This window comes from Phenylobacterium sp., assembly GCF_036402295.1.
In the GTDB taxonomy this organism is placed as follows: Bacteria; Pseudomonadota; Alphaproteobacteria; order Caulobacterales; family Caulobacteraceae; genus Phenylobacterium.
In genome coordinates this window covers 1-12,121 of the sequence record NZ_DASWTE010000401.1, presented here as the reverse complement: position 1 = coordinate 12,121, position 12,121 = coordinate 1, and the positions used below count along the sequence as shown (strand labels likewise).

Below are 12,121 nucleotides of genomic sequence, written 5' to 3'. Positions count from 1 at the left end.
TCCTCGTTCCACGGCGCGCCGTCGAGCGCGAACAGCAGCCGCGCGCGGGCCAGCTTCTGGGCGTCGTTGCCGGCCCAGGCGCGCAGCGCCGCCTCGATGGCGTCGAACGCAGCCGGTCGGCCCGCGCGCCAGTCCTCCCAGGGGAAGATCCGCGACCACGGCCGCCACTCGCTACCGGCGAAGTGCGTGTCGACCGCCCCCGGGGCCAGCGCGAGATACCCCACGGAGATGACCCGGGCGGCCGCGTGGCCGTCGCCCCCCATGGCGTGACCAAGGTCGGCGAGCGGGGCGTCGCGGCCCTTGTCGCCGAAGGTGTAGAGCTGCTCGACATAGCCCAGGTCGAACCGCGTCTGCTCGGTCACGAAGGCCCGGAGCGCCAGCTCGAAGGTGCGGTGCCCGTCGGGATCGAAGGGGCCGAAGGGCAGGCCGGTCATGTCGCCGCCGCCGGTTTTCTGGCGCACGGTGAGCGCCACGGCCTCGCCGTCGCGGATCGCCACGACCACGGCCGACAGGCCGATGACCAGCGGCGCGCTCATTCGGTGTCGAACGCCTGGGCATGGGCCGTGTAGCCCGCCGCCTCGCTGAGCACCTCGAAGCGGCGCAGGTAGTGGGCCTGGGCGTCCGCCGGCGCCTGGGGCTCGATCTTGAGCGCATAGCCGGCCGGAGGGGCGCCGAAGAAATCGAGGCTCTCGGCGTGGCCGAAGCCGGCGAGTTGCGTCGCCTCGAAGAAGGCGCAGGCCCGGTCCGCCTGCTTGATCAGTCTCTTGATCAGCACGGGCGTCTTGGCCGGCAGACCGAAGCGGGTGTGGATCGCGTTCTCCAGCCTCTCCTCGAAGAGCTTGTAGTCGACCCCAAGGGCCGCCTTGAACGGGCTGATCATGTCGCCGATCACGTATTCCGAGGCGTCGTGCAGCAGCGCGGCCAGCCGCCAGCGCGGTTCGATGTCGGGCTGGATGTGGGCCACGATCTCCTCGACCACCACGGAATGCTGGGCCACCGAGAAGGCGTGCTCGCCCACGGTCTGGCCGTTCCAGCGGGCCACGCGGGCCAGGCCGTGGGCGATGTCCTCGATCTCGATGTCCATCGGCGAGGGGTCGAGCAGGTCGAGTCTGCGGCCCGAAAGCATCCGCTGCCAGGCCCGGGGCGCCTCTTTCGTGCGACGCAGCCCTTTTCTCACCCGCGCATTCCTTTCACTGTCGAGGTCGTGAACTGGCCCAGAGACTGACAAAGATCAATCCGGGTCGGTTCCGCCATCGATAATGATGGGGCGAGAAGAGGATGCACGCATGAGCTGGGCCCGCATCATGGCGCCGCTATCCGGAGGGCAGGGCGATGCGGCGGCGGTCGCCGCTGCGGCAATGATCGCCAAGCCGTTTGGGGCGGAGCTCGCGGCGGTCTACACCCCGGCCGACGTGGCCGATGTCATGCCCTGGATGGGCGAGGGGTTTCTGGGCGGCGTCCAGACGACGGCGCTCGAGTCCCTGAAGGAGGCGACGGCCGCCGGCGAGGTCAACGCCCGCAAGGCCGCCGAGAAGGCGGGATACGCCAAGACCCAGTTCGTGACCCTGCAGACTCCCGTCTGGGCCGGCCTCTCCGCCGAGAGCCGCCTCTCGGACGTGGTGGTGTTCACCAGCGATCCGGCGCGGGGCCGCGGGCCTCTGGCCGAGGCCTTCCAGCAGATGGTGGCCGACGAGCAGCGGCCGGTGCTGGTCGCCCGCGAGGGGCTCAAGGTGGGCGGAACGGTGGTCGTGGCCTGGGACGGCGGCAAGGAAGCCAGCCGCGCGGCGCGCCTCGCGACGCCACTGCTCGAGAAGGCGACGAAGGTGGTGATCGTGGCCGCGCCCAAGGCCAGCTCACGCAGCTTCGATCCCGTGCGCCTGCAGGCGTACTACGCCGCCCGCGGGGTGAAATCCGAGGTCCAGCTGCTCACCGACAGCGGCGATGCGGCGCCGGCCATCCTGCACGCGGCCGCCGCCGCTGGCGCGGATATCCTGGTGGCGGGCGCCTTCGGGCACCCGCGGCTGCAGGAGTTCATTTTCGGCGGAACCACGCGGACGCTGCTCAGCTCCGCCAGTCCGTCCCTGTTCCTCTCCCACTAGTATGCTTATCTGATCTGCCAGGAGGTACGTTATGGCCCTGTCGCGTATCGTGATGCGGCTTGCCCGCAACCCCGGAACCGAGTTCGCCGGAGGGGACGACCATCGCGGCTATTCCCTGACCGCGCCGCTCACGCCCGAAGGCATGCTGGACGAGCAGGCCTATTCGAAGGCGCGCGACGCCTGCACGGTGCGCCGCTTCGCACCCGACGAGGATCCGCTCGACGGGCGCCTCGCCCGCAAGGGGCAGCGATGGTTCTTCGACTACGACGAAGAGGACTCTGCCGACGACGAGCCCGTGCACCGCCTGGGGCAGCACCGCTTCGCCGTGGGCGAGTACGTGACCGTCACCGACGAGGACGGCCGACCCCTGACCTACAAGGTCGTCGAGGTGCAGCCGGCGGCGTGACCTTCCTTTCCCGCGAAGGGACTGCACGCCGAAGAGCGGGTGGCGGAGAGGGCATGCCTCACTCTCGAAGCTGCATTCTGACCTGCTGAGCCCGTGGGCGGATCGTCGATGCGCCCTGCCGGCCGCATGCCCTCCCACCACCCGCTCTTCCCCCCGGCCTTCGCCGGGGTCGGCGCGCGGTCGCCCCCTTCCCACTGCGTGGGGAGGGAAGGGCTCACACCCCGCCGTTCAGGCGGACCAGCTTCTTGACCGCGTTGTGCAGGTCGCTGTCCTCGAGCTCTTCGTCCTTCGACTTCACGATCGCCACGGTGATCGGCCCGCGCTTGGGGCCGCCCGCCTCGTAGCCCACGAAGTGGTAGCCGTCGCCCAGGTCGTCGCCGGCGTAGATGAACGTGGCGCGCATGCCGCGCTTCTCGGGGTTCAGTTGCTCGCCCCGCAGGCGCACGTCGCGGCGGATGCGGATCTGGGCGGTGTCGTCGCCCGCGTCGATCTTGATCGGGCCGAGCTGGACCCTGGCCGAGTCCTTCTCGTCGTCGGCCTCGATGTGGATGCCCGGCAGGTCGACGCGGGTCACGCCGCCGTCGCCCTCGGCCACCACCGTGCCGCTCTTGCCCACCTCGACGTGGACGTCGATGTCCTTGGTGTCGGCGGCGGCTTCCCTGGCGGCCTGGTCGGCGGCGCTGGCCGCGGCCTTGCTGTCCTTAGCGACCTCATCCGGCTTCGCCTCGGCGGTCTCGGCGGCCTTGTCCGCTTCCGCGGCCTTCACGCGCGCCGCCATCAGGTTCGTCTCGATGTTCGAGAGCGCCGAGTCGACGCCGCCCTGGACCGACACCAGCTGCAGCGTCACTTCCGCCCCGCCGGACGAGACGTAGGTGCAGGCCTTGCCGTCAGGCGAGACCGAGGTGCGGGTGAGCTCGCCCTGCTTCATCGGGCATTCCAGCGCCGCGCGGGCGGCGGGAACCTTCGGCCCGCAGGCGGCGGCGGTCAGCGCGAGCCCCGAGGCGGCGAGCAGGTAGAGGGCTTTCATGACAAAGGGCTCCGTCCAGTTGCCGCAAAGGCTGGCCGGAGCCCTTCGAAAAGGCGAGTGAATTCGCGGTAAGTAACGAACGCCCGGGTGTTACCCCGGGCCCTTGTTACTGCTGGCCGGGCCGCGCCGCGCCCTCGCGCCGGGCCAGGAAGGCCAGGCGTTCGAACAGGTGCACGTCCTGCTCGTTCTTGAGCAGGGCGCCGTGCAGCGGCGGAATCAGCTTGGTGGGATCCTTTTCGGCGAGCATGTCGCCGTCGATGTCCTCGACCATCAGAAGCTTCAGCCAGTCCAGCAGCTCGGACGTGGAGGGCTTCTTCTTCAGGCCCGGCACCTTGCGCATGTCGTAGAAGATGCGCAGCGCCTCGGCGACCAGCTTCTGCTTGATGCCCGGGTAATGGACGTCGACGATCTCCTGCATCGTCTCGGAGTCCGGGAAGCGGATGTAGTGGAAGAAGCAGCGGCGCAGGAACGCGTCGGGCAGCTCCTTCTCGTTGTTCGAGGTGATGATCACGATCGGCCGGACCTTGGCCTTGATCGTCTCGTTGGTCTCGTAGACGTAGAATTCCATCCGATCGAGCTCCTGCAGGAGGTCGTTCGGGAACTCGATGTCGGCCTTGTCGATCTCGTCGATCAGGAGAACGGGGCGCTTCTCGGCGGTGAACGCCTCCCAGAGCTTGCCCTTCTTGATGTAGTTCCTGACGTCCTTCACCCGCTCGTCGCCCAGCTGGCTGTCGCGCAGCCGGGTCACCGCGTCGTACTCGTAGAGGCCCATGGTGGCCTTGGTGGTCGACTTGATGTGCCAGGTGATCAGCTCGGCGCCGAGCGCGTCGGCGATCTCGTAGGCCAGGACCGTCTTGCCGGTGCCGGGCTCGCCCTTGATCAGGAGCGGGCGCTCCAGGGCGATCGCGGCGTTGACCGCAACCTTCAGGTCTTCGGTGGCGACGTAGTTGTCGGTCCCTTCGAAACGCTGGCTCATCTAGGCTCCCCGCGCGGGCGCATGCCCACGTTCGAACAGTTGTTTGTCTGCGTCAGCCTATAGGGCCGGGCGCGAGGATCAAGCGAGTTCCATCGTCGCGCCTACCGGGGGTTCGAAAGGGTGACGCTAGGTCGATCGCCCCTTGCGGTCGGAATAGCCCATCGCCTGCAGATCGGCGTCGCTCAGTTTCGAGCTCTGGAAGTCGGTGACGTCGTCCTCGCCGCCCTCGGCTTCCGAGGCGTCGCGCACCTCCTCGAGGCCATCGATGTCGTTGTCGGAGAGGCGGGCTTCGTCGAAGCCGTCCTCGGGACCCAGGCCGTCCAGGTCGTCCTGGCGCTCCTCGGTGGCCGCGCGGTAGGCCAGTTCGTCGTCGTCCTCGAGGTCGGCGTCGCCGATCGCTTCGGGATCGAACTCGTCGGCGTTCATCGCCAGCGCGCGGTCGTCGTCCTCGTCGCCGACGGCGCGCGTGATGTCCTCCACCTCGGGCAATTCCTCGAAGGCGCGCCGCTCGTTGGCCTCGGTGAAGCTGCGCACCTCACCGGCGTCGCCGCCGTCCGTCGAGTTGGTCTCGTCGAAGGCCTCGGATTGATCCTGCTGATCGTACCCCTCGGCGTCGTTCTCGAAGTTCGTGCCGGGCATGTCGCGCTCCTTCCCAAAGGTTCCGAAAGAACCCCCTTGGAGGCGGCCTGTTCCGGAGGCTGCCGAGTCACCGCGATACGCCTATGGTGCCGCAACCGAAGCGTGGCCTCGCGGCCCGGAGACCGCCCTTGATCCTCGCCATCCTCCAGGCGCGCATGTCGTCGAGCCGGCTTCCCGGGAAGGTCCTGGCGCCGGTCCTGGGCGAGCCGATGATCGCCCGGCACGTGGAGCGGCTGCGTCGTTCGCAGCGGATCGACCGCCTGGTCGTCGCCACCAGCACCGATCCGAGCGACACGCCGCTCGCCGAGGCCTGCGAGCGTCTCGCGCTGCCGGTGCATCGCGGCGATCTCAACGATGTGCTCGGCCGATTCGTGGGCGCGATGGCCGACCATCCGGGCGCGACCGCCGTCGTGCGGCTGACCGCCGACTGCCCGCTCGCCGACTGGACGGTGATCGACGCGCTGATCGACCGTTTCGTCGCCGAGGACGCCGACTACGCCAGCACCAACCTGCCCGAACGGACCTGGCCGCATGGGCTGGACGCCGAAGTCATCCGCCCCGAGGTGCTGCAGCGCGCCCATCGCGAGGCCGCCGACGCCTACGAGCGCGAACACGTCACCGCCTTCGTCTACCGCCGGCCTGACGAGCACCGTATGGTCGGCCTGTCGCGCTCGCCGCCGCTCGACCACCTGCGATGGACCGTGGACTACCCTGAGGACCTCGCCTTCGTGCGGCGGGTCTACGAACAGCTCTATCCGCAAAACCCGGCTTTCGGCTCCGACGCCATCGTCGCCTTGCCGGAGAACAGCTCGCGAGGGGGGCCGTGACCGATCCCACCCGCGTGGTCGTGCGCCCGGCGAGTGAGACTGACGCCCTCGATGTCCTGGCCTGGCGCAACGACCCCGTGACCCGCGCCATGGCCCGCAACCAGGACGAGGTCGACACGGCCGCGCATCTGGCCTGGTTCGGAAAGGCTCTGGCCGACCCGCAGCGCACGTTCCTCATCGGCGAGGTCGACGGCGAGAAGATCGGCATGGTGCGGTTCGACCGCGGCGAGGAGACCGAGGTCTCGATCAACCTCAATCCGGCGCATCGATCCCGGGGCCTCAGCTACCCGCTCCTGATGGCGGGCTTGGCCTATGTCGGCGGCGACGTCTGGGCCGAGATTCGGCCGGAGAACACGGCGAGCGTGCGTCTGTTCGAGCGCGCCGGCTTCGAGTTCCGGGAGATCCGCGGCGGGCTTCGCCGCTACCTGCGGCGGTCCACCTAGGCCTGGGCGACGAAGGCGGCCAGGTCCTTTGCGATCCGATCGAACACCGGGTCCCAGTCCTGGTAGGCTTCGGGCACGAAGACCCGTGTCTGGGGATACCAGGCGTAGCGGTCGGTCAGCCCCAGGCGCGGCCAGGCGCCGGGCGCCGAGATCAGCCAGCTGGGCGCGCCCGCGGCGGCGCCCAGGTTGAAGGTCGCGTTCGAGAAGCCGATCACCAGGTCCATCGCGCAGGTCAGCGCAGTGACGTCGTCCAGGTCCTGTTTCAGGTCGATGTCCGGCGGCGACCAGATCTTCACGCCGAAGTCGCGCTCGGCCTGCTCGATCTCGGCGCTGCAGTCGCCATACTGCAGGTTCACGAAGGTCACGCCGGGCGTCGCCAGCACGGGGGCCCAGCGCTCGAACGGCGAGAAGTAGCGATGGCGGTGGTTCGAGGTCACCGCGCTCTTCCAGAGCAGCCCGACCTTGGGTCCCGCCGGGGCCGCCTCCAGCAACTTGCGCCAGTGCGCGACGCGTTGCGGGTCGGCGATCATGTAGCCGCGCGGATCGGTGGGGAACGCCTCGAGCGACCGCCGGTACTGGCGCATGAGGCTGGCCATCGGCGCCCAGAGGTCGATCTGCTCGAGATCCACCCCGGGGACGCGACGCAGGGGGCGGGTCGCCCAGATGTTCGTCACGTGCGCGGACACCTCCGCGTCGGGGTACCGGCGCTGGAACAGGGTGACGAGGCGGCGCTCCACGGCCAGGTGCAGCTTGCCGTCAGGGCCCAGCGCCTCGACGATGTCCGGCAGCACGTTGCCGAAGAGGATCTCGTCGCCCAGGCCCTGCTCGGCCACCACGAGGAACCGCTTGCCCGAAATGTCCTGGCCCGGCTTCCATCGCGGGCGGTCGATGGCGAAGTGGGTGACGTCGGCGAACTGTGGCGACAGGCGGGCCTCGTAGTCCTCCCAGCCTTCTGCGAGCCGCCCCAGGGCGAGCTGGTAGGACGCGCGCGCCAGCCGCATCATCTCGCGGTCGTCGGCGGTGGCGGTCTTGCCGATGGCGGCGTTGCAGTCGGTCAGCGCCTCTTCCACGAAGCCGAGGTGCAGCTTGATCTGGCTGAGGTTGTAGCGGCCTTTGTGGAACTTCGGATCAAGCCGGACGGCCTCGCCGATGAAGGTGGCCGCCAGGTCCAGGTCGCCGCGCTCGATCATGGCCGTGCCGATCGTGTTCCACAGCATCGATGACCCGGGATGTTGGGCGATGGCGGCCTTGAGGATGTCGATGGCCTCGTCGGCCCGGCCCTGGTCCTTCACGGCGGAGGCGAGGTTGTTGTAGCCCTGCGGCTCGTGCGGCGCGTGGTTCACATAGTGGACGAACAGCTTCTCCGCCTGCTCGAACATGCCCATGCGGTAGGCAAGGCGGCCCAGGTCGTTGGCGACGTCGGCATGCTCGGGCAGCAGCTGCAGCGCCGCTTCGTACGCGCGCACGGAGTTCGGGAAGTCACCCGCCCGTTCGCGGGCGATGGCCAGGAGGTACCAGGCGACGCCGTTGCGGTCGTCATGATCCAGGGCCTTGAGCGCCCATTTGCCGCCCTGGACGAAGTTCTCCCGGTTCAGGGCGTCGATGGCCTTCTTGAGCAGCGGCGCAATCGCAAGCGCCTTCAGCTCCTTCATCGCCTCGTTGAGGCGGGCCATCGCATCCTTGCCGCCCGACTCGCCCATTTCGACCATGGCGTCGCGCGGCGGGCTCGGGGTCGCGGCGTTCTGGAGGACGACGGCGGAGGTCTCGTTGCGAAGGGCTTTAGGCAGGGCTTTGGCCGCCATGCGCGGATGCTCCCGGAAGGTGAGATGTCCTTCGTCGCCCGGTATGCTTAATCCCGGATTAAGCTGTGCCAAACGGTCGCAGCCCGGACCCCGTGGCGACCAGAAAGCGTGCGTTAACGGGTGCGCCGTTAAGCGTGAGGTGCGCTCGGTCGCGGCTCGCGCGAGTATGGACTCGTTTCGATTCGCCTGAAGTCGATCGCCGACGCAACAAGGGGCCGGACTTGCCGCTGAAGCTGTCTCTGAAGCCGGGTGAGAAGTTCGTTCTGAACGGCGCTGTCGTGCAGAACGGCGATCGCCGCGCGGTTCTGGTGCTGCAGAACAAGGCCTCGGTCCTTCGCGAGAAGGACATCATGCAGCAGGAGGATGTCCAGACGCCCGCGCGTCGGATCTACTTCCCGGTCATGATGATGTACCTCGACGAGACAAACGCCGAAAAATACTACGGTGATTTCGTCACGCGGCTGACCGAATTCATGGGGGTCATTTCCAACCCCAACATCCTCGCGGACTGCGTGGATATTTCGCGGCACTGCATGGAGCGCGAGTACTACAAGGCGCTGATGTCGTGTCGGAAGTTGATCGAATACGAAGACGAAAGGTTGGGGAATGTCCCTTCAGGCCTATCAGCAGGCGGCGACGCGGGCTGAGAACCCGCGCGACATGGAATACCGTCTGTTCGCGCAGGTGACCCGTGCGCTGATGGACGCCGCAAAGCTCGACCCGACGGACTTCGGCGGGCGCATGGACGCGCTCGACTGGAACCGCCGCCTTTGGTCGACGCTGGCCGCCGACTGCGGCCAGCCGGACAACGCGATGGCGCCGCAGCTGCGCGCCTCGATCATTTCGCTCAGCATCTGGGTGGGCAAGCACACCAGCCTGGTGATCCGGAACCAGGAGGAATTCGAGCCCCTGATCGAGATCAACCGGATGATCATGCAGGGCCTGGCCGCCGGCGCCTCGACGTCCGCCGCCGCCTGAGTCCGCGCCCTCTGGAAGCTTCGAGGCCGCGGTCGGCGCCGCGGCCTTTTTCATGCGCGCCCGCCCGCCGACGGCGACGACTCGGCAGGTCCTGCCGAGCGGCAAAAATGGTTGCCGACGCTCGCGTTTCGACGGACCGCGTTACGCGAAAACTCCAATAAAATCCGAATCATAACGGTCGTTCGTCGTGGTTAATCCTGGCCCGTCGTTTGCGAGGTCTTCCGCGAGCGAAAAATCGCTCACCGGCAAAACGCCGGATCATCCCCTCCAGAACGGAGATTACGACCATGCCGATGAACTCGGTGAACACCAACGTGGGCGCGATGGTCGCCCTGCAGAACCTCAACGCGACCAACACGGAGCTCTCCACCACCCAGACGCGGATCAACACCGGTAAGAAGGTTGCTTCGGCCAAGGACAACGGCGCCGTCTGGGCGATCGCCCAGAACCAGCGCGCTGCGTCCAACGCGCTGAACTCGGTCCGGGAGTCGCTGCAGCGCGGTCAGTCGACCGTGGAAGTCGCGATCTCGGCCGGCGAGTCGGTCTCCGATCTGCTGCTGCAGATGAAGGAGAAGGCTCTGGCCGCGGCTGACGCCGGCCTGGATGCGACGAGCCGTGCGGCCCTGGCCGACGAGTTCGCCTCGCTGAAGGGTCAGATCAGCAAGGCCGTCAGCACCGCCGAGTTCAACGGCGGCAACATGCTGAAGCAAGCCGGCACCACCGTGCAGTCGCTCGCCAATTCGGACGCGACCTCGCGGATCACGGTGCAGGCGCAGACGCTGACCCTGTCGGCTCTGTCCATCCAGGCGTCGACGCTGACCACCAAGACCCTCGCCTCCACGGCGATTGGTGCGATCAACGCGGCGATCACCGAGGTCTCGAGCAAGCTGTCGAAGCTGGGCACCGGCGCCAAGGCGCTCGGCTCGCACCTGAACTTCGTCGGCAAGCTCCAGGACACGATCGACTCTGGCATCGGCAACCTCGTCGACGCCGACCTGGCGAAGGAAAGCGCGAAACTCCAGGCGCTGCAGACCAAGCAGCAGCTGGGGGTCCAGGCGCTCTCGATCGCCAACCAGTCGTCGGGGATCCTGCTGGGTCTCTTCCGTTAAGTCGCGAAGCGCCGGGCGGGCTAGTCCCGCCCGGCGATCCTTTCCTCGCCCGGCAGTTCCTGCCGTCCGGCGACCGGCAATTGTTGCCGAAGGGGGTTCGCGGTAGGCAGAAATTGCCGGGCGTCAGCAACCCTAACAGCCATATAACGACATAATTTCAATCTCTTAGAGCCACGTCGAGCCTTGGCCGTAGTGGCCCGCGACTTGCTGCTTTCCTGTCCGAGCAAAACGCTCGCGGCTGCCAGAACGGCGGTCGGATCCTAAGAAGAGGACCTTTCCCCGATGCCTAATTCGGTGAACACCAACGTGGGGGCCATGGTCGCCCTCCAGAACCTGAATCAGACCAACAACGAGCTGACGGTCACTCAGTCCCGCATCAACACGGGCAAGAAGGTTGCCTCGGCTCGGGACAACGGCGCCGTCTGGGCCATCGCCCAGAACCAGCGCGCGGCGTCCAACGCCCTGAATTCCGTCCGTGAGTCGCTGCAGCGCGGTCAGTCGACCGTGGAAGTCGCGATCTCGGCCGGCGAGTCGGTTTCGGACCTGCTCCTGCAGATGAAGGAAAAGGCTCTGGCCGCGGCTGACGCCGGCCTGGATGCGACGAGCCGTGCGGCCCTGGCCGACGAGTTCGCCTCGCTGAAGGGGCAGATCAGCAAGGCGGTCGCCAACGCCGAGTTCAACGGCGGCAACATGCTGAAGCAAGCCGGCACCACCGTGCAGTCGCTCGCCAACTCGGACGCGACCTCGCGGATCACGGTTGCGGCCCAGACGCTGACCCTGTCGGCTCTGTCCATCCAATCGTCGACGCTCGGCACCAAGACGCTCGCCTCCACGGCGATCGGCCTGATCAACAGCGCGATCACGGAAGTCTCGAGCAAGCTGTCGAAGCTGGGCACCGGCGCCAAGGCGCTCGGTTCGCACCTGACCTTCGTCAACAAGCTCCAGGACACGATCGACGCCGGCGTGGGCAACCTTGTCGACGCCGACCTGGCGAAGGAAAGCGCTCGCCTGCAGGCCCTGCAGACCAAGCAACAGCTTGGTGTCCAGGCCCTCTCGATCGCCAACCAGTCGTCTTCGATCCTGCTCGGCCTCTTCCGTTAAGGCCAGCTCGTCGCGGAGCCGCTCGGCTCCGTGGCGGTTCCCAATGCGGCGGCGGACGGGCTTGCCCGTCCGCCGTTCGCCCTAGCCAGAAGCGGAAGGAGCAATGGAACCGAAAAAAATCGCGCCCGTCGCCTCCACGCCTGAGGCCAGGCCCCCCAAGGCCGAGCCCGTCGCCAAGAACCCCGCTCAGCAGCGGATCGAGGCCAGGGCCGCCAAGGAGAAGGCGAAGACCGCCGAGCCCACGGGCCCGGACGTGGCCGAGATGCGACTGGTCATCGAACTGGATAAGGCCAGCGGGTCGTACGTCTACAAAACGATCAACCGGACGACCGGCGAGGTCCTGAGCCAGCTGCCCAGGGCCGAAGTCCTGAAGCTCCGCGACGGAGGCCAGTACGCCGCCGGGGACGTGATCAAGACGGAGGCCTGAGCCAAGAGGGCGCGCGCCCCCGCGCGACCCGTAGGACAAATTGTCCCAACCGCCCCGGGCCCGCCCGGCGGCGGCGCGATCCGTTAAGCGCGTTAACCATCTGCTCACCACGACTTCTTACGGTTCGTGAACGGCACGGCTGCGACTCGCAGCTGGCCGGCCGCCGCTAGGAGAGCGTGATGACGATCAGCGTCCACACGAACAAGTCCGCGCTGACCGCGCTTCAGAGCCTCAACAAGACCAACGACGACTTGGCCGAGGTCCAGAACCGCGTGAACACCGGTCTG

General features: G+C 67.7%; 14 protein-coding genes and 1 pseudogene. 9 read left to right on the top strand and 6 right to left on the bottom strand.

What is annotated here, in order from left to right; translation table 11 throughout:
* Positions 1-536 (bottom strand): annotated as a pseudogene (locus VGD44_RS23260) (NAD regulator); the annotation flags it as partial.
* Complete coding sequence (locus tag VGD44_RS23255; RefSeq protein WP_414694716.1) at positions 533-1,177, bottom strand: YfbR-like 5'-deoxynucleotidase; 645 nt, start codon at positions 1,175-1,177, stop codon at positions 533-535. The pseudogene VGD44_RS23260 and the gene VGD44_RS23255, both read right to left, overlap by 4 nt.
* Before the next feature lie 109 nt (positions 1,178-1,286).
* On the opposite strand from VGD44_RS23255, the gene VGD44_RS23250 reads away from it, so the two are divergent.
* Complete coding sequence (locus tag VGD44_RS23250; RefSeq protein WP_331090764.1) at positions 1,287-2,099, top strand: universal stress protein; 813 nt, start codon at positions 1,287-1,289, stop codon at positions 2,097-2,099.
* A 31-nt stretch (positions 2,100-2,130) separates the two neighbouring features.
* Entirely contained in the window at positions 2,131-2,505 is a 375-nt protein-coding gene (locus VGD44_RS23245) for a hypothetical protein (RefSeq protein ID WP_331090763.1), read from the top strand.
* A gap of 214 nt (positions 2,506-2,719) precedes the next feature.
* On the opposite strand, the gene VGD44_RS23240 is transcribed toward VGD44_RS23245, so the two are convergent.
* From VGD44_RS23240 to VGD44_RS23230, 3 genes are all read right to left on the bottom strand, one after another.
* A complete protein-coding gene (locus VGD44_RS23240; RefSeq protein WP_331090762.1) occupies positions 2,720-3,532 on the bottom strand; it encodes a hypothetical protein in 813 nt (270 codons plus the stop codon).
* Positions 3,533-3,638: 106 nt separating this feature from the next.
* On the bottom strand, positions 3,639-4,508 hold the full coding sequence (locus VGD44_RS23235) for a MoxR family ATPase (RefSeq protein ID WP_331090761.1): 870 nt from the start codon (positions 4,506-4,508) through the stop codon (positions 3,639-3,641).
* A 126-nt stretch (positions 4,509-4,634) separates the two neighbouring features.
* Positions 4,635-5,147, bottom strand: coding sequence for a hypothetical protein (locus VGD44_RS23230; RefSeq protein WP_331090760.1), 513 nt, complete (start codon positions 5,145-5,147; stop codon positions 4,635-4,637).
* Positions 5,148-5,275: 128 nt separating this feature from the next.
* Between VGD44_RS23230 and VGD44_RS23225 the strand changes: the two genes are divergently transcribed.
* On the top strand, positions 5,276-5,974 hold the full coding sequence (locus VGD44_RS23225; RefSeq protein WP_331090759.1) for a glycosyltransferase family protein: 699 nt from the start codon (positions 5,276-5,278) through the stop codon (positions 5,972-5,974).
* On the top strand, positions 5,971-6,417 hold the full coding sequence (locus VGD44_RS23220) for a GNAT family N-acetyltransferase (RefSeq protein ID WP_331090758.1): 447 nt from the start codon (positions 5,971-5,973) through the stop codon (positions 6,415-6,417). The genes VGD44_RS23225 and VGD44_RS23220 overlap by 4 nt, the downstream gene beginning before the upstream one ends.
* On the opposite strand, the gene VGD44_RS23215 is transcribed toward VGD44_RS23220, so the two are convergent.
* On the bottom strand, positions 6,414-8,219 hold the full coding sequence (locus tag VGD44_RS23215) for a tetratricopeptide repeat protein (RefSeq protein ID WP_331090757.1): 1,806 nt from the start codon (positions 8,217-8,219) through the stop codon (positions 6,414-6,416). The two genes, VGD44_RS23220 and VGD44_RS23215, sit on opposite strands and share 4 nt — an antisense overlap.
* A gap of 221 nt (positions 8,220-8,440) precedes the next feature.
* Between VGD44_RS23215 and flbT the strand changes: the two genes are divergently transcribed.
* The 5 genes from flbT (at position 8,441) to VGD44_RS23190 (ending at position 11,834) form a co-directional block, all read left to right on the top strand.
* Complete coding sequence (gene flbT / locus VGD44_RS23210; protein ID WP_331090756.1) at positions 8,441-8,866, top strand: flagellar biosynthesis repressor FlbT; 426 nt, start codon at positions 8,441-8,443, stop codon at positions 8,864-8,866.
* The gene (gene flaF / locus VGD44_RS23205) at positions 8,826-9,197 is read left to right on the top strand and encodes a flagellar biosynthesis regulator FlaF (RefSeq protein WP_331090755.1); all 372 of its coding nucleotides are present in this window, start codon (positions 8,826-8,828) and stop codon (positions 9,195-9,197) included. Before flbT ends, flaF begins: the two co-directional genes overlap by 41 nt.
* A gap of 287 nt (positions 9,198-9,484) precedes the next feature.
* Positions 9,485-10,306: a flagellin gene (locus VGD44_RS23200; protein WP_331090754.1), complete on the top strand. Its 822-nt coding sequence runs from the start codon at positions 9,485-9,487 to the stop codon at positions 10,304-10,306.
* Positions 10,307-10,588: 282 nt separating this feature from the next.
* A complete protein-coding gene (locus VGD44_RS23195) occupies positions 10,589-11,407 on the top strand; it encodes a flagellin (RefSeq protein WP_331090753.1) in 819 nt (272 codons plus the stop codon).
* A 103-nt stretch (positions 11,408-11,510) separates the two neighbouring features.
* Positions 11,511-11,834, top strand: coding sequence for a hypothetical protein (locus VGD44_RS23190; RefSeq protein ID WP_331090752.1), 324 nt, complete (start codon positions 11,511-11,513; stop codon positions 11,832-11,834).
* The last annotated feature ends 287 nt before the right edge of the window (positions 11,835-12,121 follow it).

Excerpts from the sequence above, each read along its gene's own strand:
- VGD44_RS23200 (WP_331090754.1), top strand. The coding sequence starts at position 9,485 with ATGCCGATGAACTCGGTGAACACCAACGTGGGCGCGATGGTCGCCCTG.
- VGD44_RS23190 (WP_331090752.1), top strand. The coding sequence starts at position 11,511 with ATGGAACCGAAAAAAATCGCGCCCGTCGCCTCCACGCCTGAGGCCAGG.
- VGD44_RS23250 (WP_331090764.1), top strand. The coding sequence starts at position 1,287 with ATGAGCTGGGCCCGCATCATGGCGCCGCTATCCGGAGGGCAGGGCGAT.
- VGD44_RS23240 (WP_331090762.1), bottom strand. The coding sequence starts at position 3,532 with ATGAAAGCCCTCTACCTGCTCGCCGCCTCGGGGCTCGCGCTGACCGCC.
- VGD44_RS23230 (WP_331090760.1), bottom strand. The coding sequence starts at position 5,147 with ATGCCCGGCACGAACTTCGAGAACGACGCCGAGGGGTACGATCAGCAG.
- VGD44_RS23245 (WP_331090763.1), top strand. The coding sequence starts at position 2,131 with ATGGCCCTGTCGCGTATCGTGATGCGGCTTGCCCGCAACCCCGGAACC.
- VGD44_RS23235 (WP_331090761.1), bottom strand. The coding sequence starts at position 4,508 with ATGAGCCAGCGTTTCGAAGGGACCGACAACTACGTCGCCACCGAAGAC.
- VGD44_RS23195 (WP_331090753.1), top strand. The coding sequence starts at position 10,589 with ATGCCTAATTCGGTGAACACCAACGTGGGGGCCATGGTCGCCCTCCAG.
- VGD44_RS23215 (WP_331090757.1), bottom strand. The coding sequence starts at position 8,219 with ATGGCGGCCAAAGCCCTGCCTAAAGCCCTTCGCAACGAGACCTCCGCC.
- flaF (WP_331090755.1), top strand. The coding sequence starts at position 8,826 with ATGTCCCTTCAGGCCTATCAGCAGGCGGCGACGCGGGCTGAGAACCCG.